36 protein-coding genes are annotated in these 26,595 nt (G+C 39.8%); 16 read left to right on the forward strand and 20 right to left on the reverse strand.

Going from position 1 to position 26,595, the window contains the following annotated elements; all coding sequences use genetic code 11:
- Window positions 1-193 precede the first annotated feature (193 nt).
- The 4 genes from I4641_RS13780 to I4641_RS13795 all read left to right on the forward strand — a co-directional run bounded on the left by I4641_RS13780 (window position 194) and on the right by I4641_RS13795 (window position 1,786).
- The gene (locus I4641_RS13780) at window positions 194-577 is read left to right on the forward strand and encodes a hypothetical protein (protein WP_229641115.1); all 384 of its coding nucleotides are present in this window, start codon (window positions 194-196) and stop codon (window positions 575-577) included.
- A 16-nt stretch (window positions 578-593) separates the two neighbouring features.
- On the forward strand, window positions 594-998 hold the full coding sequence (locus I4641_RS13785; RefSeq protein WP_229641116.1) for a DUF6876 family protein: 405 nt from the start codon (window positions 594-596) through the stop codon (window positions 996-998).
- 131 nt (window positions 999-1,129) lie between these two features.
- Window positions 1,130-1,405 (forward strand): DUF6876 family protein, encoded by a 276-nt coding sequence (locus I4641_RS24170; protein WP_369426791.1) that lies wholly within the window; start codon window positions 1,130-1,132, stop codon window positions 1,403-1,405.
- A 30-nt stretch (window positions 1,406-1,435) separates the two neighbouring features.
- The gene (locus I4641_RS13795) at window positions 1,436-1,786 is read left to right on the forward strand and encodes a hypothetical protein (RefSeq protein WP_229641118.1); all 351 of its coding nucleotides are present in this window, start codon (window positions 1,436-1,438) and stop codon (window positions 1,784-1,786) included.
- An 85-nt stretch (window positions 1,787-1,871) separates the two neighbouring features.
- Here I4641_RS13795 and I4641_RS13800 read toward each other — a convergent pair whose 3' ends face one another.
- The 3 genes from I4641_RS13800 to I4641_RS13810 all read right to left on the reverse strand — a co-directional run bounded on the left by I4641_RS13800 (window position 1,872) and on the right by I4641_RS13810 (window position 2,705).
- Window positions 1,872-2,162 (reverse strand): helix-turn-helix domain-containing protein, encoded by a 291-nt coding sequence (locus I4641_RS13800; RefSeq protein ID WP_229641119.1) that lies wholly within the window; start codon window positions 2,160-2,162, stop codon window positions 1,872-1,874.
- A gap of 104 nt (window positions 2,163-2,266) precedes the next feature.
- On the reverse strand, window positions 2,267-2,434 hold the full coding sequence (locus tag I4641_RS13805) for a type II toxin-antitoxin system RelE/ParE family toxin (protein ID WP_229641120.1): 168 nt from the start codon (window positions 2,432-2,434) through the stop codon (window positions 2,267-2,269).
- Window positions 2,418-2,705 (reverse strand): type II toxin-antitoxin system Phd/YefM family antitoxin, encoded by a 288-nt coding sequence (locus I4641_RS13810; RefSeq protein ID WP_229641121.1) that lies wholly within the window; start codon window positions 2,703-2,705, stop codon window positions 2,418-2,420. The genes I4641_RS13805 and I4641_RS13810 overlap by 17 nt, the downstream gene beginning before the upstream one ends.
- Before the next feature lie 326 nt (window positions 2,706-3,031).
- Between I4641_RS13810 and I4641_RS13815 the strand changes: the two genes are divergently transcribed.
- Entirely contained in the window at window positions 3,032-3,328 is a 297-nt protein-coding gene (locus I4641_RS13815) for a hypothetical protein (protein WP_229641122.1), read from the forward strand.
- A 184-nt stretch (window positions 3,329-3,512) separates the two neighbouring features.
- The gene (locus I4641_RS13820) at window positions 3,513-3,824 is read left to right on the forward strand and encodes a helix-turn-helix domain-containing protein (protein ID WP_229641123.1); all 312 of its coding nucleotides are present in this window, start codon (window positions 3,513-3,515) and stop codon (window positions 3,822-3,824) included.
- Here I4641_RS13820 and I4641_RS13825 read toward each other — a convergent pair.
- The 7 genes from I4641_RS13825 to I4641_RS13855 form a co-directional block, all read right to left on the reverse strand.
- Complete coding sequence (locus I4641_RS13825; RefSeq protein WP_229641124.1) at window positions 3,819-4,004, reverse strand: hypothetical protein; 186 nt, start codon at window positions 4,002-4,004, stop codon at window positions 3,819-3,821. The two genes, I4641_RS13820 and I4641_RS13825, sit on opposite strands and share 6 nt — an antisense overlap.
- Before the next feature lie 6 nt (window positions 4,005-4,010).
- A complete protein-coding gene (locus tag I4641_RS13830; RefSeq protein ID WP_229641125.1) occupies window positions 4,011-4,346 on the reverse strand; it encodes a BrnA antitoxin family protein in 336 nt (111 codons plus the stop codon).
- Window positions 4,330-4,605 carry a BrnT family toxin gene (locus I4641_RS13835; protein ID WP_229641126.1) on the reverse strand — a complete coding sequence of 92 codons (276 nt, stop codon included), beginning with the start codon at window positions 4,603-4,605 and terminating at the stop codon, window positions 4,330-4,332. The genes I4641_RS13830 and I4641_RS13835 overlap by 17 nt, the downstream gene beginning before the upstream one ends.
- Window positions 4,606-4,871: 266 nt before the next feature.
- Complete coding sequence (locus I4641_RS13840) at window positions 4,872-5,225, reverse strand: hypothetical protein (protein ID WP_229641127.1); 354 nt, start codon at window positions 5,223-5,225, stop codon at window positions 4,872-4,874.
- Window positions 5,226-5,239: 14 nt separating this feature from the next.
- Complete coding sequence (locus I4641_RS13845) at window positions 5,240-5,659, reverse strand: hypothetical protein (protein ID WP_229641128.1); 420 nt, start codon at window positions 5,657-5,659, stop codon at window positions 5,240-5,242.
- 12 nt (window positions 5,660-5,671) lie between these two features.
- The gene (locus I4641_RS13850; RefSeq protein ID WP_229641129.1) at window positions 5,672-7,048 is read right to left on the reverse strand and encodes a DUF8370 family protein; all 1,377 of its coding nucleotides are present in this window, start codon (window positions 7,046-7,048) and stop codon (window positions 5,672-5,674) included.
- A gap of 223 nt (window positions 7,049-7,271) precedes the next feature.
- Window positions 7,272-7,823 carry a recombinase family protein gene (locus I4641_RS13855; RefSeq protein ID WP_229641130.1) on the reverse strand — a complete coding sequence of 184 codons (552 nt, stop codon included), beginning with the start codon at window positions 7,821-7,823 and terminating at the stop codon, window positions 7,272-7,274.
- Window positions 7,824-8,226: 403 nt separating this feature from the next.
- On the opposite strand from I4641_RS13855, the gene I4641_RS13860 reads away from it, so the two are divergent.
- The 3 genes from I4641_RS13860 to I4641_RS13870 all read left to right on the forward strand — a co-directional run bounded on the left by I4641_RS13860 (window position 8,227) and on the right by I4641_RS13870 (window position 10,557).
- Entirely contained in the window at window positions 8,227-8,670 is a 444-nt protein-coding gene (locus tag I4641_RS13860) for a hypothetical protein (protein WP_229641131.1), read from the forward strand.
- 54 nt (window positions 8,671-8,724) lie between these two features.
- Complete coding sequence (locus I4641_RS13865; protein WP_229641132.1) at window positions 8,725-9,168, forward strand: hypothetical protein; 444 nt, start codon at window positions 8,725-8,727, stop codon at window positions 9,166-9,168.
- Between the two features lie 126 nt (window positions 9,169-9,294).
- A complete protein-coding gene (locus tag I4641_RS13870; RefSeq protein WP_229641133.1) occupies window positions 9,295-10,557 on the forward strand; it encodes an ISL3 family transposase in 1,263 nt (420 codons plus the stop codon).
- A gap of 251 nt (window positions 10,558-10,808) precedes the next feature.
- Here I4641_RS13870 and I4641_RS13875 read toward each other — a convergent pair whose 3' ends face one another.
- The 5 genes from I4641_RS13875 to I4641_RS13895 form a co-directional block, all read right to left on the reverse strand.
- Window positions 10,809-10,991: a hypothetical protein gene (locus I4641_RS13875; RefSeq protein WP_229641134.1), complete on the reverse strand. Its 183-nt coding sequence runs from the start codon at window positions 10,989-10,991 to the stop codon at window positions 10,809-10,811.
- Between the two features lie 13 nt (window positions 10,992-11,004).
- Window positions 11,005-11,262, reverse strand: a complete 258-nt coding sequence (locus I4641_RS13880) for a hypothetical protein (RefSeq protein ID WP_229641135.1) — start codon at window positions 11,260-11,262, stop codon at window positions 11,005-11,007.
- A gap of 118 nt (window positions 11,263-11,380) precedes the next feature.
- The gene (locus I4641_RS13885) at window positions 11,381-11,695 is read right to left on the reverse strand and encodes a hypothetical protein (protein WP_229641136.1); all 315 of its coding nucleotides are present in this window, start codon (window positions 11,693-11,695) and stop codon (window positions 11,381-11,383) included.
- Between the two features lie 257 nt (window positions 11,696-11,952).
- Window positions 11,953-13,908 (reverse strand): hypothetical protein, encoded by a 1,956-nt coding sequence (locus I4641_RS13890; protein WP_229641137.1) that lies wholly within the window; start codon window positions 13,906-13,908, stop codon window positions 11,953-11,955.
- A 527-nt stretch (window positions 13,909-14,435) separates the two neighbouring features.
- Complete coding sequence (locus I4641_RS13895) at window positions 14,436-15,110, reverse strand: tyrosine-type recombinase/integrase (protein WP_229641138.1); 675 nt, start codon at window positions 15,108-15,110, stop codon at window positions 14,436-14,438.
- A gap of 352 nt (window positions 15,111-15,462) precedes the next feature.
- Here I4641_RS13895 and I4641_RS13900 point away from each other — a divergent pair, with 352 nt between their 5' ends.
- A complete protein-coding gene (locus tag I4641_RS13900) occupies window positions 15,463-15,711 on the forward strand; it encodes a WGR domain-containing protein (protein WP_229641139.1) in 249 nt (82 codons plus the stop codon).
- A gap of 118 nt (window positions 15,712-15,829) precedes the next feature.
- Complete coding sequence (locus I4641_RS13905; RefSeq protein WP_229641140.1) at window positions 15,830-16,675, forward strand: hypothetical protein; 846 nt, start codon at window positions 15,830-15,832, stop codon at window positions 16,673-16,675.
- Here I4641_RS13905 and I4641_RS13910 read toward each other — a convergent pair whose 3' ends face one another.
- Window positions 16,676-17,152 carry a four helix bundle protein gene (locus I4641_RS13910; RefSeq protein ID WP_229641141.1) on the reverse strand — a complete coding sequence of 159 codons (477 nt, stop codon included), beginning with the start codon at window positions 17,150-17,152 and terminating at the stop codon, window positions 16,676-16,678.
- Window positions 17,153-17,229: 77 nt separating this feature from the next.
- Here I4641_RS13910 and I4641_RS13915 point away from each other — a divergent pair, with 77 nt between their 5' ends.
- Together I4641_RS13915 and I4641_RS13920 are read left to right on the forward strand one after the other, a co-directional pair.
- Window positions 17,230-17,796 carry an antirestriction protein ArdA gene (locus tag I4641_RS13915; RefSeq protein WP_229641142.1) on the forward strand — a complete coding sequence of 189 codons (567 nt, stop codon included), beginning with the start codon at window positions 17,230-17,232 and terminating at the stop codon, window positions 17,794-17,796.
- 94 nt (window positions 17,797-17,890) lie between these two features.
- A complete protein-coding gene (locus I4641_RS13920; RefSeq protein WP_229641143.1) occupies window positions 17,891-18,235 on the forward strand; it encodes a hypothetical protein in 345 nt (114 codons plus the stop codon).
- Window positions 18,236-18,507: 272 nt separating this feature from the next.
- Here I4641_RS13920 and I4641_RS13925 read toward each other — a convergent pair whose 3' ends face one another.
- A complete protein-coding gene (locus I4641_RS13925) occupies window positions 18,508-18,894 on the reverse strand; it encodes a hypothetical protein (protein ID WP_229641144.1) in 387 nt (128 codons plus the stop codon).
- Between the two features lie 295 nt (window positions 18,895-19,189).
- Here I4641_RS13925 and I4641_RS13930 point away from each other — a divergent pair, with 295 nt between their 5' ends.
- Together I4641_RS13930 and I4641_RS13935 are read left to right on the forward strand one after the other, a co-directional pair.
- On the forward strand, window positions 19,190-19,726 hold the full coding sequence (locus I4641_RS13930; RefSeq protein ID WP_229641145.1) for a hypothetical protein: 537 nt from the start codon (window positions 19,190-19,192) through the stop codon (window positions 19,724-19,726).
- Between the two features lie 13 nt (window positions 19,727-19,739).
- A complete protein-coding gene (locus tag I4641_RS13935; RefSeq protein ID WP_229641146.1) occupies window positions 19,740-21,704 on the forward strand; it encodes a M48 family metalloprotease in 1,965 nt (654 codons plus the stop codon).
- 356 nt (window positions 21,705-22,060) lie between these two features.
- Here I4641_RS13935 and I4641_RS13940 read toward each other — a convergent pair whose 3' ends face one another.
- On the reverse strand, window positions 22,061-23,530 hold the full coding sequence (locus tag I4641_RS13940; protein ID WP_229641147.1) for a hypothetical protein: 1,470 nt from the start codon (window positions 23,528-23,530) through the stop codon (window positions 22,061-22,063).
- A gap of 177 nt (window positions 23,531-23,707) precedes the next feature.
- Here I4641_RS13940 and I4641_RS13945 point away from each other — a divergent pair, with 177 nt between their 5' ends.
- Entirely contained in the window at window positions 23,708-24,721 is a 1,014-nt protein-coding gene (locus I4641_RS13945) for a tyrosine-type recombinase/integrase (protein WP_229641148.1), read from the forward strand.
- A 10-nt stretch (window positions 24,722-24,731) separates the two neighbouring features.
- Here I4641_RS13945 and I4641_RS13950 read toward each other — a convergent pair whose 3' ends face one another.
- Together I4641_RS13950 and I4641_RS13955 are read right to left on the reverse strand one after the other, a co-directional pair.
- Window positions 24,732-25,229 (reverse strand): carboxysome distribution maintenance protein McdB, encoded by a 498-nt coding sequence (locus I4641_RS13950; protein ID WP_229641149.1) that lies wholly within the window; start codon window positions 25,227-25,229, stop codon window positions 24,732-24,734.
- Between the two features lie 25 nt (window positions 25,230-25,254).
- Window positions 25,255-26,073: a ParA family protein gene (locus I4641_RS13955; RefSeq protein ID WP_229641150.1), complete on the reverse strand. Its 819-nt coding sequence runs from the start codon at window positions 26,071-26,073 to the stop codon at window positions 25,255-25,257.
- Between the last annotated feature and the right edge of the window lie 522 nt (window positions 26,074-26,595).

Below are 26,595 nucleotides of genomic sequence, written 5' to 3' on the forward strand. Positions count from 1 at the left end.
TTTCTTTTAAGAGCTTCTTTTTCCCGTGCATGGCTGATGAACAATGCTACAGCGCGATATACGGTGATTTGGGGGGTGTTTTTCCTGATTATATCACCTTGGTGAATATGTGTGATTTCTTTCGACACACCACCGTAGGAGGGATGTCGAAAGAAATCGACCGTGTGAGAAAATTCTAGGATTTTCGAGGACAGTGAGAGTAAAAGGCTTTCAGCCTTTTTCAGAAGCATTACCCGAAAGGTTAGAGCGTAGCGTCTTTCGGGTAATAAGGGGCGCAGAGGGAAAAGCTTTCGGGCTTTTTCGCCTCTGCGATCGGAGGGCGTGCATGGGGGGTATGCAGCCTATGCGCGTGTACTACAGAAATGCGTGCATGGCTGTAGTGCTACAACCCGCCCCGCAGGGAAAAAAAGAGCTTTCCCCTGGCTGTGACCTCCCCCCGCCCACCCTAAAAAGTGGGCTTAGTAGGGGAGCAGACTGGGGAAAGCTCGCGGGGGTTGTCCATAGTTTTTTGCATAGTCGAGTAAAGCGAAGCGATCGACTGTGTGAAAAGCTGTGGGCAACTCACGCTCCACAATAAACGATAGGAGATGAATATGAGTTTAGAAGAGGATCTTAGGCAGTTTATGGGAACGACGGGGTACTTTCGACCGCAGCCGTTACTTTTTCCTAAGTTCCTGTTGACCGACGGGGCGCGGTACGTGGCTGAAAAGGCGGAAGCGTTTTGGTTGTTCGATGCGATCGCCAGTCTTCAGCTACATCCGAAGATTAAAAACCATAGAGAGCTAAAAGATTTGCAGTTTTGGAGGCTAGAAGTGGCAGAGAATAAGTCTGCGATGTTGTCGGTGGAATGGGACGAGGATCGGGTGGTTTACACCCAGGGAATAGGACACACCACGTTTCCACTTAAGAGCCTGCTGCTGTACGTAGCCCCGACAGTGATTGAGGTGGAGAAGAAGGATCGAATTGTAAAGGTCTGCTATCTACCGTCGGAGCATTAATTGAGGGAGTGATGACAATGATTGATTTAGAAGAGCTTCTTAAAACGGTGGGCTTCTTTCGACCACAACCGCACCTTTTTCCTAAGTTTGTGATGAGCAATCGAGCCAGGTTCATAGCTATTGATCAAGATATGTTTTGGGTATTTGAAGCGATCGCAAGCCACCAGCTACATCCAAAGATCTGGAGAAATCCGAAGCTGAAAAAGTTTCAGATTTGGGATTTTGATATAGCTGAAGATGAGTCCGCAGTGCTGGAAGTAAGATCGCACGATGATGAGGAGGCAGTATGTACACAGAGATTCGAGTGGGTCAGTTTTCCGTTTAAGAGCATCCGATTCCTCGTTGTAGAATTTCGGTGCGTAACTGAAAAAAACTGTAAGGTTTTTCAGTACTGCGACCTGCCGTAATGGCACAGTTAAGAATAAGGAGAGAAACGAATGGAAAGCCCGTTCCCTAGAATTCCCGAAGCTGAAGAAATTGACTGTATAGAAAGCACGCACGAAGCAGCCGTCGATCATATACATGACTGCTGCAATTTAACGCGAAAAGAAACCACAATATTTGAGACTCTGGAGGAGATTAAGAAGTCGATCGCCCTGCTAGATATGAGGGTTAGAAGAGGAAGAGAAGAAAGAAGAGAAACCAAAGAGGTTGATAGTAGATTGCGATCGCTCGAATCAAGAATACTAATTAATGAGATGGACGCTGAGAACTACCTCTTCAAATTTGCCCTAATTGCCATAGGGTTAATTATTATCTTTAGCGTTGTTGATGCGGTCTTAAAATAGTTAGGAAAGCCATTGACTTTCGAGTCAATAATTGTTGTAGTAATAATGCACCCTGGAAGGGTGAATCTGTCTAAAATCTTTCCTATTACTTAGCCCTTCTATTTAGCTTTTCTTTGCTTTTTACCTCTTCTTCTATGAGTGTCATAAAAGCTTTGGCTGAAAGCCCAGAAAAACGCCACAAACGAATCATCTTATCAGCATTTAGAGCCAGTTTGGACTTCTCAAATTGGACGTAGCTATTTACGTTTTTGATACCCATTCTTCTCTTCATATCGTGATAAGTCATTCCGTTATCCTTACGGATTTTACGTATGAATTCCATACTCTCTTCTTCTCCTCTTATAGAAAGTATTTGGAAGCCCTGAAAATCAGTCATTTCCTAATACTTAGTTTTGAGAAGGTAGAATATCATTAACCGTTCATTCGATAAATGTTTTTCGGACTCTTATTTACCCTGAAAAGGTAGTGTCATCACTATTATCAATAGTTTGGTATTCCCAAGGGAGGCATTGACTCTAGGGAATCGATAACGTCAAAAAGTCCATTGAACCATACAGTTGCGTGGTGAGGAGCATCAACCTTGATCCACTCATAGATATTTTCAATATCTTTAAGTGCTGATGGGGAGATACTAATCTGGTATGTCATGCTTTGATCGCAGCTTGTTTAATCCCTCTCTGGCATCTACTCCTTTGCCTTGAGAAAACTCCTCTATCCCTTTGGAGATAGCGCGTGCAGAGCGTGATAGTTCCAATTCGTCTAATAGCTGTTGGTACGATTCCGCATCTTGAATTACCAACGCAGCCTTGCCATTAACGGTAAGTACAACGGGCTGATGTGTGCTTTCAAGCTGAGAGATGTAGTCTTTGGTATTGCGTTGAAAGTCCGAGAGCGAGTGAATGTTACGTATATCAACCATAGCCAGCCCAACATGATATTGACAGTTAATATCATGTTCTCATAATGATAGGTTGAGTCAATCAAATTCTTCAGGGAAGACTCTAGTTCGTCGAAATCACGTTGCTTTATTTTTTCTACAACTGAAATTTTCTTTCGGGCTTCTGGTGGCGCAAATATAGGGGCTGAGAGAACTTTTGCTGCTTTCATGAGCAGTGTTTTGATGCGAAGAGCTTAATACTTCTTTACAGAAACCAGACAAAAAACGGTTGGTATTTCCTGCAACTAAACGATAGTAATAGATGTAGCGGTTAAGTACTCAAAATTCTCATTGTTGAGATAGTCCTCATGAGCAAAATTTCACAGGATTGGTTAAGCCATAACGAACAAGAGATCGAGCAGACAATTGAAGCATTATCGAGAATTACTTCTCGTTCACCAGGAGAAGTAAAACCTTACCTGTTGAAGCTTTTAGAGCATCTCGCACCAAATCAGACAGGTGCAGATCCTCATGGAAAGGAATTGAACTATGAAGAATGGTTAGTTGAATTCCATCAATGGCTAGACAGTCATAAGGATCGGGGTATCCCTGTTCTAAGTGACGAAGCGATGAGTAGAGAAAGTATGTACCCAGACCGTTGGTAGTAGAGAGAATAGCCTGTGAGCTATGATCTGTTGTTCTAAGGAGAGGCATCTCTTCAGTCCCCTTATTTAAACACCTAAATTTTTCTTTCGCCCCTGTGATGGCTCAAATATAAGGGCTGAGAGGACTTTTGACCTTTTCACGTTCTGTTTTGCCGAACCAAATGCTTAACACTTATTCATAAAGATGATGACTAGAAAACGCACTTCTGACGGCATGGAAATCCTCGATCGCATGATTGGTGACGATGCCGAACTGCGAGAATTGTACGAACAGGTAAAAGCAAATCTGCATATAGCCCAGTTAATCTACGATGCCCGTACTGAATCTGGTCTTAGTCAGAAGGAGCTAGCTAAGATGCTCAACACTACTGAGTCGGAGATATCTCAATTAGAAGATGCAGATTATGAAGGGAATTCGCTCTCTATGTTGATTCGCGTAGCTAAGGCTCTAAATAGAGAGGTAAAAATAGATTTAGTTCCAGTCGTTGGTTCATGACAGTTCTGAACTCTTTGCTTCGACCACATTTTTTAGTGCTTGTAAGAACGATGACCAGTCACCATCGGCTAACGTCTCAGCTAAAGCAGCCTTTAAATACATGACCGTATATTCTGGATCGCCCAATCGCTTGATTAAATAGGAATGGTAATCTCTAGTAGGCATTGTGTTTCGCCTCATAGTCGCTCACGTCGATGAGGATTCTTGAGAGCCTCCATTGCTTTTTATTTGGTGGGTGACATAGGTTCTCAACACATCGTTAATCAAGGTTTGATAGCCTCTGATGTCTGGATGATTTTTGGCAGTGGTGCGAAACCACTCTAAAGTGTCGGCATCAACGCGAATAGAAATTGCTTCTGTGTTGGGTTGTCTTTTAACTAGTTTGGCGTTTTTGAAGAATGCTTCGTCTAATTCGGGAATATCGGAGAAATCTATATCCTCATCTCTTCTTGCCTCAATCTCTTTAGCTCGCTCCTCGCTCATAGGAGGTATTTCGTTGTTGTGCTTATGAACAGTACTCATAGTATTGATTCCTCTCATTTTTGCTAGCTCGTCGTGCTGAGATAATCCTAATCCTTGATTCTCTCTCGGTATAAGCCACTGTCAGCACTATCATTTGGTTGTTTCTGCCAATTCCAATATATCGAACCTCACCATAGTCTTGACGAGTATCAACGATTTCGTGCATTGGATAGCGGAAGATTTCACTTGCCTCTTCAAAGCTAATGCCGTGTTTTAACTGGTTCGATTGATTTTTGTCGTCATCCCACTCAAATCCCATAATTTAAATATACGTAGTTGTATATACAAAGTCAAGATGTTTTTTTGGGGTGACGGTTCTCAACACAGAAATTTGATAGAGTATTAGAAGGTAGCTAGATACTGAGAGAGTGATATTCACCCTGCCAAAAAAGGGGTACGAAATCGAGCTACGTAAAATCAGTAAGTTAGAGGTTGAGATTTGCCCTATCAAAAAACGACCCTTTTTTGATAGACGTTTTATTTAATGCCCAATTCATATACGATTAAGCTTGATAAGCATGATGTTTAATCATCATTTTTTTCGATAAGCCACTTATATTCATTATCAGAGCTATCCCTTTTATAGTAGGTTTTTCTGAAAGCAGCCATTGCTGCAACATACTGAGATAAAATTAAAGTCACATCACTGTTTTGAGGAATCTCGTTTTCGTCAAGCAAATCGAGAAACTCAATTGAATCTTCATCATCTAGTACCAGCCTTACCTTATCAAGTAAACGATTAACTATTGCAATTTTTCTTTTGCTTACAGCAGCTTCTTGTTTCTTTTTTGTTAGCTCTTCAAATTGATGATACATGGATTTTAGAAGGGGCATAGTTGTCTCATAACATTCCCCTTTTTGTTCTATCGATTCAATCATTTTATTACTGGTAATTAGTCTCTTAATTTTTTAGGCTTTACGGTTTTTTTAAATATGATTTTGCCGTCTTGATATTCATCTTCTCTAGCCTTCTCATTTTCTTTAGCTTCTATTTTCCAGCACCAATATCCATGTTTTAGAACTACATTATCTGCCCTCATCTTTTCAAAGCATTGTAAGTATTGAGAGAGGATAAATACTATATCGCCATTTTGAGGAATATCATCCTCTTCAAAAGCTTTGAAGCTATCGAATGGAAGGTAGTCATCCGAAAGAAATTCATTAGCATTAGTAATAGCATTGTTAATAAATTTAAGCTTAAATTTATTAACAGCATCATTCGGATTTTTCTTTGATAGAATTGATATTTCGTCATAAATACTAATTAGCTGACCTGATAATTTCTCAAAAATATCGATATCATTTCTATTCATACTTTTCACTATCTAAGATGGACACGCCCTTTGAAACTCAATATACTTTTTTTTCAAAACCTCAATTGGTGTTCTCTGCTTGCTTTCATAGATCTCTACCATTAGCTTCAGATCTTCATCGGTTATTGCAATAATACATTTACGCTGTGAAGACCATAAGTTGATCGTGTTGGTAAACATTGCTTTTGATAGAGGATATCTAGTAAGGAAAATACCAAAATTTCCGATTCCATTTTTGAGGTATCTATTTAGTTGATTAATATGATCTCTACTTATTGTTTTAACGTTTTTCATCTCAACTACAAGTTGTCTATTATCGTATTCAGAACATATTTGGTCTAAGAAGTCTATATCTCTATTATTGTAAAAAATTAAGTCTCTAATATGTCTTCCCGAATCTGTTCGGCTTTGAGTTTGTGCAAAGTCAAGATGAGGATAAAATAGCGATGCTAGCAAATCTGATGCTAGTTCCTCATATTTCCAATCTGCCCCGTCTTCCTTACCAGTATTTAGTTTCAAAATATCCCTTAGCTTTCTCTTCGCAGAAACTATTGGTATTTGACTAAAAAGAGGATCATTCTTGCAATCATTTGCTGCCCTACTCTTATACTCAATGTATCCATTAACTACATCATAATTATCTCTATTAAAGTTGAGAACTTTAACTCTTTCTTCTGGTTCATTGGGGTTAAAAACTTCATCTCTTGGGCAATAAGATTGGAAATAATCTTCAAAGTTTATCCAAGGGCTAAATCTTAACCATCTTTTTGGTGTAAAGATGAGAGGTTCTTTAGTTTTCGGATTAACAGGTAAGAACGTTTTTATATTTGTATCGAGAATATTTGTTTTGTAGTTGTAAATAGTGTCAATTATTACTCCTTCCGTTGGAATATTGTTAATATCACATTGTTCGATGGTGTAATCAATTAAAAATGATTTGAGATAGTTGCAAGCAATATCGCTTATCCTGTCTTTAGATATGCCAGCAACATAAAGTTGTATTGTTTCAAAGTGGGTAAAGCCAAACTGACTATACTCAGGAATATCATGGAATAATTGCAATACCTGATGAGCTTTGCTTTTTCCCAGTTTTAAGCCTGCTCTAGTTTTAGATACACCTAGACCTACTTCTTTGCATTCTGAAATGTTAGTAAGTATTTCGAGGGCTTGGTCGTTACGCCCCTTTTTAGTTAGATAGTTGAGATAATTAAATGAGCTTATCATTGCTGTATGCAATGCCTGGTCTTGTTGTGATGGAGACTTCCATAACAAAAACGGATCTATGTATAAAGGTATGTCTTCATCAAAGAACTGGATAGCAAAATCTAACTCAGATTGGCATTTATAAATTCCATAGTGATCAGTAAGTCGTGGTCTAATTAATTCCATCGGGGACTTTTTAATTACATAGCTACTCTAAGACAACCTCTTAGAAAGCATTACTCGTGGGTGCTATACAAGAATAAGCGATTTCTCATATAACTGCACCTTCATCTTGGTAAGCAGAAACTTCAGATGGACGAATCGAATATAGTTTTTTCGTCTTAATGTAGCACTATTAATGATCAAAGAATTAAGAAAACCGCGTATTGCTCCGCTTGTTGCAAGCAGACTATGCTTCCCCAAGAATCTTGTAGACGGTAGAACGTCCTATCTTGAGCTGCTGGGAGATCGCGGTTGCCCCGACTCCCTGAGCATTGAGATTAATCACCCTATCTCGATTAATGCTGCGCTTTCTGCCAAACTTTACCCCTTTGGCTTTTGCTTCGATACGTCCTTCGTTAGTACGTTCAAGAATACGTGTTCGCTCGGCTTCTGCTACTGCGGAGAGGATGGTCACTACCATTTTGCCCATAGTTCCCTCGGTGCTGATACCATCGTCGAGGAATCTAATAGCCACGCCCAGACTATCGAACTCTTTAATTAGAGTAATCATGTCTGCGGTGTCTCTGCCGAGGCGGTCGAGTTTTGTGACGATGACCACATCATCTTTTTCGACTTTGACCTTGAGCAATTCTAATCCTTGGCGATCGCCACCACTGCCCCCAGTGGTTTTGTCAGTGAAGATGCGATTCTTTCTGACCCCAGCAATTTTGAGAGCCTTGATTTGGATATCGAGAGATTGCTGGGAAGTGGAAACACGAGCGTACCCAAAGAGTCTCATAAAAAGTGTCCATCAAATCGAATAGTAGACAGTACTGTCTATTAATAGCATAAAAACGATTTAATAGACAGTGTTTTAGTGGGGGTTTAGTGGTGTCTACGATGTTATAAATTATCGGACACCTTTCAAGATTGAGGTCGAGCGGACGCAGCGCAGATTTTTGAGTAAATAAAGTACGTATTTCAATTGAAGTTTGAAAATTATACTGTTCTATCGTAACGAATTGCGTTCGCTCAATATTGTTTAAGTTTGACAAAAAAGTTTTCAATTAAGTAAATAACTTTTAAAGACGTTAATCGTAACACCCAGTCTATACAGCATAAAAAAACTATCTTTTCTGATTGATGACACTTTCTAATGTGAAAGCTAACATAGATATTGTGAAAGTATTATAGGAAAAACAATGGTTATATTTCTTAAATTTGCCAAGACAATTTTCTGCACGTTTTTAATATTGATGTTATTTTCTTTTGGTAGCCCCAATATGTTTTCTGCTTCAGCAGCTCCTGTCTCTTTTGATAAAAGAGATAGCTGCGTTACAGGAAGTACTTCCAACAGCGGAGAAAGAAAATCTTGCGACAAAGAAATACGTTTAATTGCCGATTCTGGTCGCTTCGTTAAAAGAGACAGTGTAAGTTTAGTGAAACATGATGGACGTGGTTCTGAACACAATTGTGGCACGCCCCAGTTTAAAGCAACTCCTATTGGCACTAGCGGAATTGAAGTTCCAACAGAAGTTTTCACTGTTATTCATGCGAGAAGTGAAGGTGGAATGAGTAACATAGGAAAAAGAGGTCGAATAGAGTGCAGCATAGTAGGTACTACTGAGCAAATTCCATCTCTATAAATCTTCTTAATATGGGAGAGTTTATTATTTTATTATTTAGGGTCGCTGAAGGTAATGATTACATTTTTAAAATTTGCCAGAAAAGTTTTATGTGCAGTCTTAATATTGATGTTATCTTCTTTTGGTAGCCCTAATATATTTTCTGCTTCAGCAGTTCCTATCTCTTTTGAGAAAAGAGATAGTTGCGTTACTGAAGGTACTTCCAACAGCGGAGAGAGAAAATCTTGCGACAAAGAAATACGTTTTGTTGCCGATTATGGTCGCTTCATTAAAAGAGACAGCATAAGTTTAGTAAAACATGATGCAGCTGGTTCTGAAAAAACTTGTGGCACCCCCCAGTTTAAAGCAACTCCTATTGGCACTAGCGGATTGGAAGTTCCAACAGAAGTTTTCACTGTTATTCATACGAGAAGTGAAGGTGGAATGAGTAACATAGGAAAAAGAAGTCGATTAGAGTGCAGCATAATAGGTACTACTGAGAAGATTCCATCTCTGTAAGTATTATTAGTTTAGGAAATATTGGCTCTACAGTAATTCCCGTGGTAGAACGCTACAGATAGTGTAGTTGTCAAGAGTCTGACTATTTTGGGATGATAAAGAGGTTAAATGAATAGTGAGGGGCTGATGGATAACTCGATTCAAATACCTCTTGATTTACCCGATGTTAGGGTACTAGAAGTGTTGAAAACAGAAGAGGGAAACTGGCTGATTCAGGTTGAGAGTACTCTTGAGAGTACATCATGTCGTAAATGCGGTAAAGAGTTGACGCATTTTCACGGTTTTGACCAGCCTATCAGACTGCGACACTTACCAGTATTCGAGCAACCAGTCTACGTGGAGTTGAAACCGAAGCGTTATCAATGTGGTCATTGTAAAGGAAAGCCTACCACAACACAAAGATTAAGTTGGCATGAGCTACGCAGTCCGAATACCAAGCCCTACGAAAAATGGCTGCTGCGTTTATTGGTTAACTCGACGGTGGTCGATGTTGCCAATAAGCTCTCTATTACTGAAGAGAAGGTCACGGGAGTACTCGACCGTTGGGTAAGAACCAAAGTCAACTGGGAGCGATTTCCCAGAATTGAAATATTGGGAATCGATGAAATTGCTTTAAAACGGGGACACAAAGATTATGTGGTTCTGATAACAACTCCCTTGGGCGATCGAGGAGTAGAGGTATTAGCTGTCCTCCCCAACCGTAAGAAAGAGACTGTGGTCAAATTTTTCGCCTCAATTCCTGAGCCTCTGCGGAAGACAATTGAACGGGTGTGTACTGATATGTACCTGGGATTTGTGAATGCAGCACGAGAGCAATTACCACGCGCTCATATCATCATTGATCGCTTCCATGTGGCACGAGCTTATCGTCATTGTGCCGACCGAGTACGAAAAGTTGAACTCAAATTACTCAAACAGAACTTATCAAAAAAAGAGTATGAGAGCATCCAAGGTGCGATGTGGGCTTTTCGCAAATCTCCCCAGCAACTGAAAGATGAGGAATGGGATTTACTACAACGTCTGTTCGCTTACTCTCCCAAAATCAAAGAAGCATACATCTTACGAGAGGAATTAGCAGAAATATTCGATCGCTCTTTTGACCCCAAAGGAGCTAAGTGCGCGATTCGTGCTTGGTGTAAACGAGTGCTAAGAAGCCAAATCTCCCAGTTTAAGAGCTTCTTAAAAACTATTGAAACCTGGCTCGAACCAATCGCTAACTATTTTTTAGAGCGACTAACCAGTAGCTTTGTGGAAGGATTTAATAATCGAGTTAAAGTTTTAAAGCGTCGTTGCTATGGCATTTTTAATGTAGATCGCCTTTTTCAACGACTTACACTCGATATTCATGGTTATGAAAGATTTAGTCTTACTGACATACACCATATCTAGTGTTTACCACGGGAATTCCAGAAGAGCCGAAATATTCTAGTTTTACTTTGCAAACTTTCTAATAAGTGATATTAAGCTATTTCAACTCAAAAGCCTGTCCAGTAGCAGTCTCCTTTACTGGAAGATACTGTGATATCCCCTTGTAGCTATAAGTATTAAAAATAGAGAAGCTGAGAGATTATTCCTTGTTATTATCATTTTGAGGAATTGATTCTGAAGTGCCGATAATTCCGTGAGTCGGTACTTAAAAATTACGCGCTCTTTGAAGACAAATTCACGAGATACTTACTACGACGCTGGCGATTATCCTGCTCCAATTGAACAATTAACTCTTCTAATTCAATTGAAGCTAATTCTAATTCCCGACGATGATGGCGAGATTTAGCAACTGTCTGTGTAACTTGTTGAGGAGTGGGTAAATTGTACTGGTTCATGAGTTTATCCCAATCAGCTTTGATTTCCTGAATACTTCTTGTCTTCAGCAGGAACGCGATTAGAAACAGTTGCCACTCTATCTGTCAATAACCCTAACATATCAGGAGTTACGGTGGGCTGTATCTCTGCTGTACGTAGTAGCAATCGAGATATCTGTACATAGAGATCGGCTGCTTGTCCTGTAATGGCGGTCAACTCGTCTAGAACGACAATAGTTTGGTTAGTTTCTCCATCGCGCTCTAAGCGATGAAATTCGGCAGATAATCGCATCGTCAACGATCGCGCTTAAGATTTTGCTGTATTTTTTCAAGAGTGGATTTGAGTTCGTTGCTAATTTGAGCCATTACTGCCTTGGTTATTGGAAATGTTGATTATCTGCTTTTAAGTCTCAAGCAGCAGTAGATTCAGGTGCGGGTTTTGGCTCTTTCTGCTTAATCTCGAAGATATTAATCCCCGCATCTACTAGTTCCACCACACCATCTGCTGATATGCTCTGCATCTTACCTGATAGGGCAGCTACCCAGTTCTCCCAGGTGTCCATTTTGGCTACTACCTTCTTCAAGCTCTTGCGATTGACTTCGGCTTTGACAGCGATATCATTTTCACCCTTGATTTCGATAGTGGCTTTTTTTCCTTCAGTGGGGATATTTTGAGGACGTTCGGTAAATTTGATAGTTAGTTCTGGTATTCTTCCTTGGATCATAGGTAAAGAGAGGTTCAACAAAGATAGATAATAGACAGGCTATTCCCTTTAGACTACCTATAATTAGAATTAGCACCCAGAAAATTAATGGTTAACTTAGAATTATTCCCGTAAACCCCATTCACCATTTTGCATCAGTTGCAATCAGATCGCCCTCCGTAAGTGAAAAAATAAGTTTTGCTTATCGAAAAAAAATCGCGCCCTTCAGAAATCTGGATATAAGTAAACCCGATCGTTCGATTGATTAACAGATGATTTTAGGTTTTTGGATCTGGTTCTGGAAAAGACAAGTAACGAAGAGGAACAGGTATTCCCAACTTCCAAATCTCACCAGGAGTCTCCAAAGGTTTAACGTAGGTTAAGATTAGATCTGTAGAATGACTGTAAAGACTAGAATGATAATTCTTTCGATCTATCACCACAGTAGTTCCTGATTCAAGAGTTTTAAATTCAAGGATCTCTGGGAGACTAGATACTCTTTTACCTTCTACCAGTTTCTTCAAGCGAACTCTGCTACTAGTACTTGGTTTATGAGGATTCTGATAAACTAATTCAATATTCGTTTTCTTCATAAACTCAGCCAAGTAAATCCTACCAATTGATCTTTCATATAATTTCCAGACAGCCACACACAAACCCTTCATATAGGGCAGGGTGTAACGCGGATCTATATAACAATTGCCCTGTCTAGTTTCTAGCGATTTTGGTTTTTTGACGATTTTGAGCTTTTTGCGTACTACTTTTGCGGGTGTAACGCGCTCAGTAGAATTCCCTTCAGTTGGTTGCTGTGGCTGTAGTATTTCTGAATCTGCTAACTCTGGTGTTTCTTCTTCTTGAGGGAGATTTTCTGGCTCTAGCGGAGGAGTAACATCGTTGGATACCGTTTTGAATGTTCGGTGGCTGGGATGCCAGATTTTAAGGTTGTGTTCTTTTCTGAGGGTATTTTCTGATATACCCTCGCCGTAAGTGCTGCGAGCCTTTTGTTGGATTAGTTCGATGAGCTGTTTGACGTTTTTGGGAAGCTCTCCCAGAGCTTCAGCGATCGCCTGAACTGTCGCAATGATTTTATTGGTAGCGTTTACTTTTCTAGCTTCGTTCTTGTTGTTTTTTCGCTCTTTAGCTTTTTGCTCAATTTCCTCGATCACCTGAGCGTAAGTCACGTCTCTTTGGGGCTTTGAGCGGTATTTACTCCAGTACTTTCTAGCTGCCTTGGCAACGTCACGGCATCGCGCCTCTATTTCGTGTTGGTGTTGGCAGTACAGGGCGTAGTTGGGGGCTGAGGTAGCGGTATGGAGAAGATACTGGACGAGTTCTTGGTATTTGAGTTTAAACTTGAGTACTCCATAGTTGGCGATGGTCAGCAGCAGGTCATTGGTTTGCCCAAAGTCCGTCCAGCCTTCAGCCATGCGTCGCAGGATATTTTTTATCCAGTCGTTGTGCTGTTTGCGAGCAAACCCACCGCGATATTTATCTTTGAACCATTGGTAATCTTCAGCAGCCCGTTGCTTGATGATGGTGGTATCGTTGGCTTTGGCTGATGACGAACCACGGGCGATAAAATCGTCTAGGCTGTCGCTGACGGGTTCAAAGTCTTCATCATCGAGGATGTACGAGCCTTGCTGTAGGGGCAGTCTGTGACCGTTGTAGAGACTGTATCCCTCCCCTGCATTGGCGTACTGCTTAGTATTGGGGAAGATTTCGATCTGCCCTGGTTTGACCTCTAGACCAGCTTCTTCGATGACTCGGCGCATGGAACAAGCCAAAGGGTAGGATTTGACTGGTTCGTCGAAGAAGAAGTAACAGTGGATGCCCTTTGTAGGACTTGAGCGGATCGTTATTTGTTCGTTGAGTCCGAGGTCGTAAAGAGCCTGGATTAGCTTTCGCAGTTTCTCAAAACTTTGATATGGGTGTACTGCACTGTTGATATCGATATCAATCAGGGCGTACTTGGTATACTCGCCAAATCGGACACCGAGAATTATTTCGTTGTCAGTGTACTTGTACCAGAACTTTTCTTGACTGAGATAATAGTTCTTGACGGTATACCAGTTTTCATTGGGATACTTTTCGATAAAGTCCCAAGGGTGGAAATTCAGCAGATCGCAAAGGCGATTTCGCTGTTCTAGTTCTGTTGGGTCAATAGAGCAATCTGAGCGGTGATTGCTTAGGTTGGGATTGGTTATAGAACGGGAATCGTCCTCAAGATAGGTCACTTTGCTATGCCACTAAAGTTTGAACAAAGATGAAGTGGCGTACCGTATTTAGTGATCGCTGTGCTAACGTGTTCTATAATATGAACAAGCACACAAAGCTGTCCCGCAAAAAGGCGTATGCCTCTAAAAAAGACATAGTTAACCTTTAAGCGAATACGGCGTGTTTTAAATCAACTAAACGAAAAACTGTCCAGGTCATCGTGTAGTCAATTCAAAACAACGGTTAGATATTCATAATGACTAGCTGTTCCATTCCGATAGTCTTATACACCATCACATCATAAAGTTTGGCTACCGAATGATGTGATGCGATGTATAGGCACTAGGAATGTAAATATCAATTACATTTTTCTAATCCTATTCTCTTCATCATATTGCGTAAATTATCCAATAAAAGCGAGCAAACTGGCTCGTTTTTTATTGTTTTGTAAAAGAACTTATCTATTTTCTAAATCAAATTTTTGGAAATCTTTACTGTACCTAGAGAAATCCGAGCCAAATACCTCACCACCATCACAGAGATGTATTTAATTGAGATTAGTCTCAATCGTTTGTCCATTGGTGGGTGTAGGTACTGGGGGAAAAACTGGTTTGACGGAGTAGGCTTTTTCTTCAACGGGGGTGAGCATCGACAGATTAGCGATCGCACCTCTTACTTGGTCGGGTCGAACTTCTAAATATTTGTAAAGTTCGTCGAGGGTTCTGTGACCAGAAATTTCTTGAATGATGCGTAGTGGTACACCTGCATTACTCATTTGAGTTAGGGCAGTTCGGCGAAAACTGTGGGTACTGACTCCTTCAATATCAACTCGCTTACAGGCTTCTCTCAGTATCCAATCGGCAGAATCGGTCTTGATGTGACCTTTGCCGTGTCTGCCAGGGAAGAGATAGCCCCTACTATCAGATGGTCGGTATTGTTTGAGCCTGGTTTTTAGATCATCCACGACAGGAATGGTGCGTGTGGCGAGTTTTCCTTTGGTGCAGCCTTTTCTGATGATTAGATCGGGGCGAACTCGTCTTTTGGAATCAAAGACGTCTTGGATGTGGAGAGTGACGCATTCCGAGATACGGCAGGCGGTATAGAGGCAGACGGCGAAGAGAGTTCTGTCTCTAATGGGATTGAGGGTAAAACCTTGATTGAAGAGTAGTTGTATCTCTTGAGGAGTTAGTACCTTTGCTCTGCCATGACGGTCTACCTTCATCTACTACATTGTTATTGTTATCACCCAATAAAACCATCCTATAGGAGTTAGGTACGATCTCGAAGAGTTTTAGGTCGAGAGCTATTCCGAAGCCCTGTTGGGCTGTATGTTTTTGTGGGGTGTTAGTCAACGAGACACCCCACGCCAAGGGCGTTGTACCTGTTGTTAAGAGTGCGCTGGATCGATAATTAATCGGCGACCGTTCCTTATTATTGGCGCACCCTTAATCCGCTTCGCCAACAGGTTGTGGTAACAATTGAAAACATTCTCTGGTCTTCAAAGCGATAGCTCGTATATTATCGTGGAAAAGATGGACTGATATCTAGCCCATTCATGTACTCTAATTAAATCTATGACTACCTATCAAACCGAACTCTGGCAGACGGCATACTGGCGCAGGGGCAATCGCTACTATCATTGCGAGTTAAAGCAGAACCTATTTGCCGATTGGGTCTTAATAAGGTCATGGGGGACAATTGGTACGAAACGGGGGCGACAGATGGAGAACTACTGTAGTAGTTTTGCTCAAGCTCAAGAGACATTTAAAGCAGTATTTAAGCGCAGAGAATATCGAAACTATCAGTTAGTTTCCTCTAAATAATTACTAATATTAATTGATACATTTATTGACATATTTATCAAATATTTTAGCGCGAACAATGATATAATAGAGACATAGAAAAGGACGAATCTCTACACACCTTCACCCTTTTAAAATAATGTCTTTTTACACTCCATCAAATAACAGCCTCAACGATGTAATGCGAATGATACGCTGGGACGATTTTAAGTATGTCGTTCAGTCCACTAAAGATATTGCAGCCGAAGTCAGGAAAGATAATCGCCGAAAGCAGCGAGAGTTTTCTACTTGTCTAATGATTACGCCCATCAAAGAAATTCTCGATCCTATATCTCGGATGTTCAACTATCGCTGTAGCGATGATTCTTTATTTTATTTGATATCTCAGGCGGTTTGTAAAATCGGTACGCTTGTTAGAGAACTTCGAGAATATGCAGAACTAAAATACGTTAGCAGACTAGAAGAAGTCTCCTCAATTCTTGTTAGCTTTATCGGCAAAAATCAAGGAATTCAACTAGAACTCTTTGACTCTCAAGAGTACTTCGATCCTAACGGAGCAAAGCGCAAACTCCCATGTTTCATCCGTTGGTATAACGGCATCTTGAGAGAGATTAGTCTCCACTTTCGAGACAAATCGAAGAAGGTTGGTTTCTCCAATCCATATAAAAACTGCGGGAAGATTCCGCACATGCAGCTAAGTATCCCCTTTGGTAGAGCTAAAGCCGAAGCTGCCAAGAAGCTCTACATGGCTGCCTACTTCGATGTTTCACCAGAGGCGGACACTACTATCTCGAAGGAAGAAAAGCCTCCTGTTGACCTCGCTGGGCTGGGTCTACGGACTTTACGGAAAGTGGCGAAGTCCTTGGGAGTGGCGCAGAAAGTTGATGGTAAAGACCGCACCAAGGCGAGTTTTGTTGAGGTACTGTCAGGATTATTTCAGACCGAGAGGGAAAGAGTTACAGAGGCTCTAGCAGCCGTCGGGTAACTAAGAAGCCTTAGCTTGCTGGTGGGGGTAGCTTCGATACCTGCTTCGGCGATGTCGTACCGCCAGAGCGTTCTTCTTCTCGGTGGCGATGATTCGCCGTTCCACCTGTTTCATGTGATGACCCAGCATCTTACTGACACTGAGGGCATCTTCCCTGAGCTGCCAGAACGTCTTGAAGTCCACATAACCAACAGCATGAGCAACAGAAAGCAGACTCCTAACCTCCCCTGCTGACCCTTTGGCGATGGAAAGAAAGCGCAGATACTCCTTCTTTGAGTGCCTTTGGCGTTCAAATCCCTCACTCACGTTAGCGGAAATCGAAACAGAAGCTCGTCTGAGTTGGTCAACAAGAGAGCGATCGCCCGATAGGTCTTCAGATTCTCTAGTGATTTGATAGATTTTCTGTGCCAGAGCGATCGCCTCCTGCCAAACTTGTAAATCCTCAAAGGTTCTCGATTTTTGTTTGTTTGTAGTCACGTACCTTTTCCTTTAGATGCCAACTAATAGTTAGGTAGCCCATAACATCTGCAACTGTTATGAGGTTTTTTTAAAGGATGGAAAGTAATGAAAACGCCCAAAGTCACCAGATCTATGTTGCTCCTTTAGCAGCTTATAGCTCTGGACACGATACGGGACGGTGGATTGAAGTCACCAAATGCGAAGAGGAGTTGAAAGAAAAGATTACAGAACTATTAGATGATTGCCCCTATTCTGCCATAGACGGAGACTGGAGAATTCACGATTACCAGGGCTTCTGCGATTGCGGTCACTCTCTAGGAGAACACCCCAGTCTCAAGGACTTGGGTGAGTTTGTGGGACTAATCGAGCAGCACGGAAAACTAGTAGCAGAGCTATTAGATTACTTCTGTGGCGATGTTGAAGAAGCTAAAAGATACCTAGATGAGAAATATTTGGGTGCTTTTGATAGTGCAGCCGACTACGCAGAAAAAGATGCTCAGGGAAAAATTCAAGGTGAGATACCAACGGTCATTGCTGCCTACGTCAATTACGAAGCGATGGGCAGAGATTTGCTACTCGGTGGTGAAATCCTGGCTATCGAACTGCTGGATGCTGAAGAACGCAAAATAGTTCACATCTTTACCAATCGACCCACCAATTAGCACCGAAAGACTGAGAGAGAGATTCCCTACAACTATCTCTCTCCACCCCAGCTATTCACAAATTCATTCACTACACACAAAGAGGTTTTTTACTATGTTTGGAGTATTACTGTTCGTTATCTACTACATCTGTGCCGTCCATCTGTTTGTTCCTTCGAGCAAAGCAAAAGTTGTCACAGTAGAAATGCCAGATCAGCCCATCGAGCAACAGCTCAAGGAGGTTCTTTGGGCTGATGTAGAACCAGAAACAACTACAGAAGTTACCACAGTTAGCAAGGTTGAAGAGAAGCCAGCGATCGCCGATCTGCTTGAAGGAGTTGAAGTTGAGAAACTGACCCTCAAAAAAGCGAGAAAAATTGCCAAGGCTCTCGGTATTAGACAATCGGTGAAGGGACGAAAACTTTTTTGCACTTCAAAAGCTGTAATTCTTTCTGAGTAAGGGTTTAACGTTGTGAGCATTTTACACAATGATAGCTTTTTGTAGTAAAAACATTACGGGATTTTTAGTTAGAGATCGCTAATGGGCAGCCGAAAAAGACTAAGTAGAATCTTACAAATTGATAGTTTTTTCTCTTCTGATTAAACAAAGGTTTACAGTTACTTTTTGATCTTGAGAAGGGGTTAAATCTCCTTCTCACATTTATCACCTGAATTTTAGTTAAAACAAAATAGCTAAAAGCTATAAAAAGATTCATGGAAACTAATTTATAGTTAGTTTCGAGTCCATAACCTTTGACTACTAGCATCAGCACTAACTATCAACATATTTTCTCCGTCAACTTGATAGTTACTCGCAATTAATAACCAGGGTTCATCAGGAGAACGTCGAGAATAAAGTTTTTGATTATATACCGCCCATTCTCCAGTATCAACAACTCGTTGGCTATCTCCACGAGATATTCCTAAATCTGCACTCTTAAATACAGAATCATATATGTATAGTTCTCCATTAGCAGCAAAATGCATTTTTTCTTGATATACACCAGTGGTGCCATTGCTGTTATGAGTTTCTACAAAAAACCAAGTACCGTAAAGGTTGGGGTCGCCACCTATAGTTGGATTAATATTTTGAGCTAATAGCTGAACTGAATTATTCACAAGATTATTTATATTACTATTATTCTGGTAATTTGCCTGTACAGATGTTGAACAAGTAGCTATGAAAGCTACAGTTAAACAGCTAATTTGTCGTAAATCTTTGGTACGAAACATGGTACTTAAAGTGAGATGGTTTCTACCCTAAACAGCTTTAAATATGTGTATCTTGAATGTTCTATGCACTATCCAAGTCAATATTAAGAAATATAAGTAAATTAAAGACTCGGAGTTTAACTCAGTATACTTCTAAGAAAGTATCATACCTGACACATTATAGAATTTAGCTAGTAAGTAGTTGAGTTTTGTTGACGACGATCAACGTGGGGAATATATGCTTATAGACACTAAGAACGGCAAAATACTTGTTAATGAGATTGCATACCGTATCATTGGCGAAAAAGCCCCTAGAGAACTACCTTCATATGTTACTATTCGTGACCAATATTTTGCTGACCCTGAAAGTTTTATACATACGAATTTTCTAGATACCGTAGAAGCAGAAGATGAAGAGTTAGCATCTGGGGCAGCAGATGTAATTATGCTCCTTACAAAAGCTGTATTTCCTATAGTTACACCAATTCTTTCTTATGTCTTGGATGCGGTTGCTGACGCTTTGAAAGAAGAAGGAGCGAAGCAGGCTTCTGATTATTTACGTAGCTTGTTTAAGGATAAAACCCCTAAACCCATATTCACACAAGCTCAACTAGAAGTAATTGCTTCTACAATTCAGGATATAGCTAAAACTGAAGCAGATAGACTTGGATTGGAACAGTCTCAAGCCCAAACAGTTAGTGACTCAGTAATTGCTCGTCTAGCACTTGCCAAAAAGTAAAGAAGTATTTGATATGGAACAGTCCTCTAAATCCAGTACCCATCTCAATCCATTTGCTTTTCCCTCAGAAACAGACATTCGGTTTCTACTATTAGTACTATCAATCGCTGGCAGTACTATAATTTTGATTCAGACATTGGTAGGAATTTTCTTTGAATCTCCTTTAATTACTATTCCATTTGCTTTAATCGTTACAGTGAGCTTGTTTATAGTCGCACTTTATCAAACTAGACAATTTGCCTCTAAAACTATTCGAGTTAATCGCTGGGAAGATTTTCCACCCGCAGTTAATGACCCTGCTTTATCTACATCGCTTCAGCAGATGAATTGCTATATTCAGCAAACAATAGATAATGTACCAGAATTAACCTCTACAAAAATTCACTTGATTTGGGATGAAACGAGTAAATCCAGCAGCAAACCAGATGGACAAGCATTTGGATTTGGCAGAAAGCAATATGTTCGTCTGAAAAAAGGCTTGCACGATGCGTTTATGCAATTTCCTGAATTACCTATTTTTCAATCAGTTTTAATGCATGAGTTGGGTCATATTGCCAACCGCGATGCTAGTAAAACAGTTCTAACAAAATGTTTAAGCAGGTGCTTTTTTCCTATAGCAATTTTTAGTCTGATATCTTTCAATCTATATACTATCTGGGAATTGGGAGATCGGTTAATACGAGAAATTTCATTAAATTCTGCTCGATCTGGCATTCTTGAAATTGTCAATATCAACATTAAGTTGATTATTTTGTTATTGATTGTCGAAATTTCTCGTAGCAGTATTTTAAGAGTTCGAGAGTATTCTGCCGATGCTCGTGCTAGGAATTGGCTGGGGACATCTACTCCGATAATTAAAACGTTTTCAGAAGAGAACAGCCAGGAGAACTCCGCTAAGTTTAAAATCTGGACGTTTTTGCAGAAATTATTTCAATTATTTAGGGCTAAAATTGCCCCCAATCATCCAACCAATAAACAACGAATCATCCGACTTAAAAATCCCCGTTATTTCTTCGATCTTAGTCATGAACTTGCTTTATTAGCTGGTTTTTTATCGGGAGTATCCCTTAATTCCAATTTGAGTATTTTAACAATTTCTCCCAACGTTGTAGCTTTAATTGAAAAAATATATCAAGAGGTTCGGATGGCTTCTGAACCTAACTTATCTGTCATATTGGCTATAGTACTTTTTTTTGGTCTAGCAATTGTTTTTTTAGCAACATTTCTGGCTATTTTTGTAATATTCGGATTAATTCCTATTGTGGGAACAGTTGGCTTGCAAATTCAACAAGCTGCTTTTGCCGATCTTGCTCAACCAAAACAGAAGCGTTTGCTGACTTTACAAAAGCTAATTACATCATCCTTAACTTTAGGAATTGGATTTATATTAGGCTGTTTGTTGACACCTTCTACTTATGCACTTTCGATAAGAACAGCAGAAGCTGGAATTTCTTGGTCTGGAATTCTAGGATTAGTTATTGGTTGGACAAGTATTTTCTTGATATGGGAAATGTCAATCGCCAAACTTGCAGGAAGTATTTATTTAAACCATATCGAACCAAATACTCCTCGTCAAAAAATTCGTTGGCTTATGATATTTTCAGCCATCTTACTTTTGCCTCTACTTCTGTGGATGGGCAATATTCAGATGTTCTTTGGCGCACAAGCTGTCAATCCCGATTTATTTGATTTCTCTCAACTCGCAATCTGGAGTATTATTTCGGGGGTGCTTGCCTTCATAGTATTTGGCATTATCTTATTTTTTGTCTGGGTGAGTGCTTCAAGGAAAGGATGGCTGAAAAAACCCCAATGCCCTAAGTGTCAATCTATTATTAGCAATAAGTCAGGTTTATTGAAAAATTGCCCTGTATGCCATCATCCCATCGCAAATTGGGCATGGTTGCCATTGCCCATTTCATTTCCTTCTCCTCCTCCTCCAGAATCTACTTTTGCTATGGATAGCCCTCCACCACTGTAGGATACAAAATACAGAACATTCATATCTAACTAACTATTTAGGGATTCGCATCCTACTTCAAAAATGAAGTTTTGTTTTAGTGTCCTCTTTAAGGTAGTTTCAGCTTTTACTTAGTTGTTCCTTAAGCAATGTATTTTCAGCCCTCAGTCTTTCCACTAACTCCTCTACATTCTGAAGATGATAGACTCTACCAGCCAATCTTTCATTAATACGACGTAGACTATCTCTTTCTGTTTGTAGTTTTTTAATCCGGCGTAGTTCAAAAACGGGGTATTTTGGGTCACAAAGGCAGGACAAATTCAGCCAAGTTTGAACCCAGCTTTTAGAACAAAAGTATTATAATAGTAATCTATTTTTCAGGCACGTTGAAAAAGCTCGAATCCTAACAGTTCTAACCAATGTGGATGTTTTTCACCTGTCATCAGTTCTGTAGGGCTTTTGCCTACTCGTTCTGGAACTCGGCTTGCCATAAAGGTGCGATGATTCAAGAAAAATCGCAGAAGGTCGAGATAATCAGAATTGAGGTGTTTTCTCAAGAAAAAGTAATTTCTCAGACGAGAATTCAAGTTTTCCACTAAAGAACTGGCTCTGGGGGTTGATTTCATCGCTGACTCAACCGCTTCCATTACTGGGAGAAATTTGGCAGAAAGTTGCTGGTAGAGCTGACTCCACTTCTGCCAGTATCGGTTAGTTGAAAGTGATTTTTTCATTAATAAACAGACCTTTCGCACTTGAGAGAGAGAAATTTGAAACGAGTGGGCAATCTGCTCTAGTTTTTCGTCTAATACTTCAGCAAAAGCTAATAAATCAGTTTTTTGATTTGATAAAGCCACTCTAATTGCTCTAATCCCTTTGTGCTTCTTATCTTCCCTCAGTTTGAGTTCTTCAATAATGAAATTCATCAGCTCGATTCTTAGCCAATAGTCTTCCCCTGCTAAGGATAAAATATCATTATGAAGCCAATAGAGTAATATTTGGAGATCGCTGGCTAATTTTTGCAGTTGTGCTTCATTTTTGCGGGCTTGAGTTAACTTAGCTGATAATTGATTCCCTTTTCCCTTTAATTTAGCTGCCTCCATCTTCTGTTCTAGTTTTTCTCGTTGGGTTGTAGCTCCCTGGGCTTTTTTAGCTAAATTACGGCACAAAGCTTCACACTGGTCAAAAATATGCCACACATCTCCATGACATGGCTTATCTCCCCAAGCTGCTTGAACTCCCGCTCTGATTCCCTGACCTGCGTCAGCTATGGTGTAGTCGGGATTCAATCCTTGTGCTTCGGCTTCGAGTAAATACCATCCCCAGGTATCTTCATCTCGGTGTTCGACTTCCTCTAGGAGGAAACAGTAGGTAGAGTGAGCATCTACCCCTGTCAAGACGGGTTGACTGGCATGAAACAGTTCATCAAGTAATGCTACATCAATTGATGATAAATCTTGATTTTGATTGATTTGTCGGGCTTTTTCCGTCGCTTCTTTGATTCGATTGTGAACCGTACCGATACTCAGTGAATAATCAAATAAATCTCTTAATAATTCCATCACTCCTCGATAAGAGCAATGACAGATGAGAATCAAAGCTAGAATCAACTGAAATATCCATTTTTGAGTTACTGGAAGATAATACAGTACTTCATTGTCTTTTTCTGGCTTGTCAAAAGCACTATTTAAGGCTTGTTGAGCGATCGCTTTTTGTTGATAGATGAATTTACGACTTACTTGCTCTTGTTTGGCTATCTGGCTTACCGACTCTTGTTTTGAGAGAACATTGATAGCTAATTCTTGACGATGACGAGGTTGAAGACCAGAAGCTACAGAAGAAGGATTCACTCAGTTTACTCATAAATTGGGCTTATTTACTCTAATTTAACCCTATTCAATCTTTTTTGGTGGTAGTCTAATATCTTAGAACTTATGTTCTTCTTGAATGAAGGATTTGTCCTTAAACTGTAACCCTCCTTTGAACTACGCCGATAATTCTAGTTAAGGGTAACGGAAAATTTATTTATGTCAGATCTGGCGAGTGCAATTACTCGTTTAGAAGCATCTTTATCTACTCCCATAGGGTCTTCATTTCTCATTGATGAAGCACCAGATGTTGTTGCCGATTTGCTGGCTTCATTGCGATCGCCTAATACTAGAAGAGCTTATCAAAAAGACATCAATGATTTCTTCAAGGTAGTCACGAATCGAGATCCTACAAGAGATTTGGTTCTAGAATTTCTTCATTTAGAACAAACTCAAGCAGTACGCTTAGTATTAGGGTACAAAGCCAAGTTAATCGAAAATAAATTAAAGGCAGCTACGATTAACCGCCGTCTGGCAGCAATTAAATCTCTAACTGCCATTGGTCGCAAAATTGGAGTTTGCAACTATACCCTAGAAGATATCAAAGGCGAAAAAACTAAACCCTATCGCGACACAACAGGAGTAAATAAAGACGCTTTTACCAAGGTTTTAGCGATCGCAGACAATGCCCGTAATGCCAAAAGTAAACGGTCAAGGCTTAAAGGTATTAGAGATTATGCCTTATTAAGATTATTGTGGGGTAATGCCCTCAGACGGGGAGAACTACATCTAGCCAATATCTCTGATTTTGATGTTGCTGCTAAAACTTTGGCGATTATTGGTAAAGGAGAGGATGGGGAAAAGCAAATTATTGGCTTGCCAACTCAAAATGCGATCGCTATATCAGAGTGGTTGACCGTAAGAGGTGAAACAAATTTAGATTATCCTTTATTTATAGCTGTTGACAATGCTAACTACGGAAATAGGTTAAGCGGTAATGGGATATATACCATCGTCGACCGACTCTGTATTAAAGCAGGTATACCCAAAAAAATGTCACCCCATAGAATTCGACATAGTGCTATTACTGCTGCTTTAGATGCTACTGACGGCAATATTCGGAAGGTACAAAAGCTTTCTCGTCACAAGAACATTAATACTGTGATGACCTATGACGATAATCGCAGTAAGCACCAGGAGGAAATAAGTCAATTACTAGATGATTTGATTTAGTAATTTGGCATTATTCACCGCCAAAGCGTTCAATCATTGACTTAGCTCGACGATAGTTAGCTATTTTTTGCCTTTGCCGATCTCTTTTACGAGCTTCCTGGAGTACTTTTGACTGCATAGATTTGTGATTTTCAAAGTATATAAATAAAGCTTCTAAAAAAACTTCTCGACTAATTTCTTCCGACTGACATTTTTGACTCAATTTTTGGCTGAGTTCTTGTTCTAGTCTAATAGTGCTTTGTTTAGTCTTGAGATCCATGCTCGATGAAGATAATCCATTGAGAGCAGGTAAGGAAGACGGCGATATTGTCTTGGCATCTATAGTTGTAGATATCTCTATATCTTGATTGCTAGAATCTGAGACATCAATATTACTATCTTGATCGACAGAAGGCTTATCTAAAGATGATTGCTCCGAATTGCTAACTAAAGGAATTGTTGATAAATCTCGACTTTGTACTGTTGGTTTAGCTTTATTACGCAGTCTTTCTAAAGCATCTTGATTCATTATGTTTGCTATTTAAATTTAAATTTTATACTGCTACTTTAATTCCAGGTTTACTATCTTGTACGCCTGAATCTAACTCCTTGCAGTCTTCGAGTAATTCGATTATTTTTTCAAAGGGGTATTCTAAATCTCGTACTCCCAATTCACTCAAAAGTTGACCTTGACGGGTTGCTTGTTTAAATTTTTCTGATTCTCTAATAGTAGGAAGTACGGGAGCGTGATTGGCAAACTCTTTCATGGCAGCAATGTTATCTTTACTTTCTAATGTTTGAGTTCTTCCTACCCAGCGATCGCGAAAGGGAACGATTCCTAATATTTGTCCTCTAAATGCCATGACTTTAGCTTGTTCATCTAAAAACTTTTGTGTGTCGAGTAATGAATTAACACCTTTAGTCGCTGACTCTGCGGGAATTAATACCCAGTCTGCTGCTCCTACTGCTGTCAGACAGATCTGAGATCTTGTAGGCTGTACATCTATAATTACGTAGTCAAACAGTTCTTGTATAGCTTGAAGTCTAATCTGTAAGATTAGTGCGCCAGTGCCACTACCACTTAAATATTCAGATACTTTTGCTAGTCCACTATCGGCAGGAATTAGAAACAAATTATCTTCACTAGTAGGATAAATTCCGTCAACTGTAGAGACTGTACCTTTGATAACTTCCAGTAAAGTAGGCTGATTAGATGCTACTTCATGATTCAAGAAAAAAGTTAAATTAGCTTGTGGATCGCAATCGATCGCTAAAACTTTTTTACCCGCTTTTGCCAGCATTTTGGCAAGGAAATAACAAGTAGTAGTCTTTCCTTGTCCTCCTGCTAAACTAACTGCTGCTAATGTTTGCATTTCTTTTAATAACCACTTATTTTCAGCCTTATTTATAGCCTCATAGTTTATAGATGTCCAATATTTTTGCTATCTTTACAACTAAGTTTACAGAAACTAACATATTAAGATATCTTTATGTCTAATTATCAAGATTTCAAAGTTAATGGATATCTGGAAGTCTAGGTATCTAGACTTATTTAGTATTTGAAATTAATGTATCTACATAGTAAGAGTTCTAAAAATTTAGTAATTTGTAATTTTAGATGCAACTGATCCTAGAATATAAATACCTGAATGTAATGATAATTTGGCTTCAAGATACCTAGACATAAAGATATCTAGATGTTTAAAAATCCAGATGTATATCAACTATATATCGAGATATTTTGGTTAAAACATATTTAGATATACAGAAGAAAGAATAATAACAACTGATAAAGTCAAAGGCACTACATCATTGCGGGATAATTCCAAAGGTAATGGCAAGGAACTGGTTGCGGGTTTTCTCTACTGAGTGAATTTATCTGGAAGGCTTAATCT

The organism is Waterburya agarophytonicola KI4, assembly GCF_020640915.1.
Taxonomy (GTDB): domain Bacteria; phylum Cyanobacteriota; class Cyanobacteriia; order Cyanobacteriales; family Xenococcaceae; genus Waterburya; species Waterburya agarophytonicola.

What these genes read in the sequence shown, in the direction of transcription:
- I4641_RS13785 (WP_229641116.1), top strand. Translation starts at nt 594, where the DNA reads ATGAGTTTAGAAGAGGATCTTAGGCAGTTTATGGGAACGACGGGGTAC.
- I4641_RS24170 (WP_369426791.1), top strand. Translation starts at nt 1,130, where the DNA reads ATGTTTTGGGTATTTGAAGCGATCGCAAGCCACCAGCTACATCCAAAG.
- I4641_RS13795 (WP_229641118.1), top strand. Translation starts at nt 1,436, where the DNA reads ATGGAAAGCCCGTTCCCTAGAATTCCCGAAGCTGAAGAAATTGACTGT.
- I4641_RS13800 (WP_229641119.1), bottom strand. Translation starts at nt 2,162, where the DNA reads ATGACTGATTTTCAGGGCTTCCAAATACTTTCTATAAGAGGAGAAGAA.
- I4641_RS13805 (WP_229641120.1), bottom strand. Translation starts at nt 2,434, where the DNA reads ATGACATACCAGATTAGTATCTCCCCATCAGCACTTAAAGATATTGAA.
- I4641_RS13810 (WP_229641121.1), bottom strand. Translation starts at nt 2,705, where the DNA reads ATGGTTGATATACGTAACATTCACTCGCTCTCGGACTTTCAACGCAAT.
- I4641_RS13815 (WP_229641122.1), top strand. Translation starts at nt 3,032, where the DNA reads ATGAGCAAAATTTCACAGGATTGGTTAAGCCATAACGAACAAGAGATC.
- I4641_RS13820 (WP_229641123.1), top strand. Translation starts at nt 3,513, where the DNA reads ATGATGACTAGAAAACGCACTTCTGACGGCATGGAAATCCTCGATCGC.
- I4641_RS13825 (WP_229641124.1), bottom strand. Translation starts at nt 4,004, where the DNA reads ATGAGGCGAAACACAATGCCTACTAGAGATTACCATTCCTATTTAATC.
- I4641_RS13830 (WP_229641125.1), bottom strand. Translation starts at nt 4,346, where the DNA reads ATGAGTACTGTTCATAAGCACAACAACGAAATACCTCCTATGAGCGAG.
- I4641_RS13835 (WP_229641126.1), bottom strand. Translation starts at nt 4,605, where the DNA reads ATGGGATTTGAGTGGGATGACGACAAAAATCAATCGAACCAGTTAAAA.
- I4641_RS13840 (WP_229641127.1), bottom strand. Translation starts at nt 5,225, where the DNA reads ATGATTGAATCGATAGAACAAAAAGGGGAATGTTATGAGACAACTATG.
- I4641_RS13845 (WP_229641128.1), bottom strand. Translation starts at nt 5,659, where the DNA reads ATGAATAGAAATGATATCGATATTTTTGAGAAATTATCAGGTCAGCTA.
- I4641_RS13850 (WP_229641129.1), bottom strand. Translation starts at nt 7,048, where the DNA reads ATGGAATTAATTAGACCACGACTTACTGATCACTATGGAATTTATAAA.
- I4641_RS13855 (WP_229641130.1), bottom strand. Translation starts at nt 7,823, where the DNA reads ATGAGACTCTTTGGGTACGCTCGTGTTTCCACTTCCCAGCAATCTCTC.
- I4641_RS13860 (WP_229641131.1), top strand. Translation starts at nt 8,227, where the DNA reads ATGGTTATATTTCTTAAATTTGCCAAGACAATTTTCTGCACGTTTTTA.
- I4641_RS13865 (WP_229641132.1), top strand. Translation starts at nt 8,725, where the DNA reads ATGATTACATTTTTAAAATTTGCCAGAAAAGTTTTATGTGCAGTCTTA.
- I4641_RS13870 (WP_229641133.1), top strand. Translation starts at nt 9,295, where the DNA reads ATGGATAACTCGATTCAAATACCTCTTGATTTACCCGATGTTAGGGTA.
- I4641_RS13875 (WP_229641134.1), bottom strand. Translation starts at nt 10,991, where the DNA reads ATGAACCAGTACAATTTACCCACTCCTCAACAAGTTACACAGACAGTT.
- I4641_RS13880 (WP_229641135.1), bottom strand. Translation starts at nt 11,262, where the DNA reads ATGCGATTATCTGCCGAATTTCATCGCTTAGAGCGCGATGGAGAAACT.
- I4641_RS13885 (WP_229641136.1), bottom strand. Translation starts at nt 11,695, where the DNA reads ATGATCCAAGGAAGAATACCAGAACTAACTATCAAATTTACCGAACGT.
- I4641_RS13895 (WP_229641138.1), bottom strand. Translation starts at nt 15,110, where the DNA reads ATGAAGGTAGACCGTCATGGCAGAGCAAAGGTACTAACTCCTCAAGAG.
- I4641_RS13900 (WP_229641139.1), top strand. Translation starts at nt 15,463, where the DNA reads ATGACTACCTATCAAACCGAACTCTGGCAGACGGCATACTGGCGCAGG.
- I4641_RS13905 (WP_229641140.1), top strand. Translation starts at nt 15,830, where the DNA reads ATGTCTTTTTACACTCCATCAAATAACAGCCTCAACGATGTAATGCGA.
- I4641_RS13915 (WP_229641142.1), top strand. Translation starts at nt 17,230, where the DNA reads ATGGAAAGTAATGAAAACGCCCAAAGTCACCAGATCTATGTTGCTCCT.
- I4641_RS13920 (WP_229641143.1), top strand. Translation starts at nt 17,891, where the DNA reads ATGTTTGGAGTATTACTGTTCGTTATCTACTACATCTGTGCCGTCCAT.
- I4641_RS13935 (WP_229641146.1), top strand. Translation starts at nt 19,740, where the DNA reads ATGGAACAGTCCTCTAAATCCAGTACCCATCTCAATCCATTTGCTTTT.
- I4641_RS13945 (WP_229641148.1), top strand. Translation starts at nt 23,708, where the DNA reads ATGTCAGATCTGGCGAGTGCAATTACTCGTTTAGAAGCATCTTTATCT.
- I4641_RS13950 (WP_229641149.1), bottom strand. Translation starts at nt 25,229, where the DNA reads ATGAATCAAGATGCTTTAGAAAGACTGCGTAATAAAGCTAAACCAACA.
- I4641_RS13955 (WP_229641150.1), bottom strand. Translation starts at nt 26,073, where the DNA reads ATGCAAACATTAGCAGCAGTTAGTTTAGCAGGAGGACAAGGAAAGACT.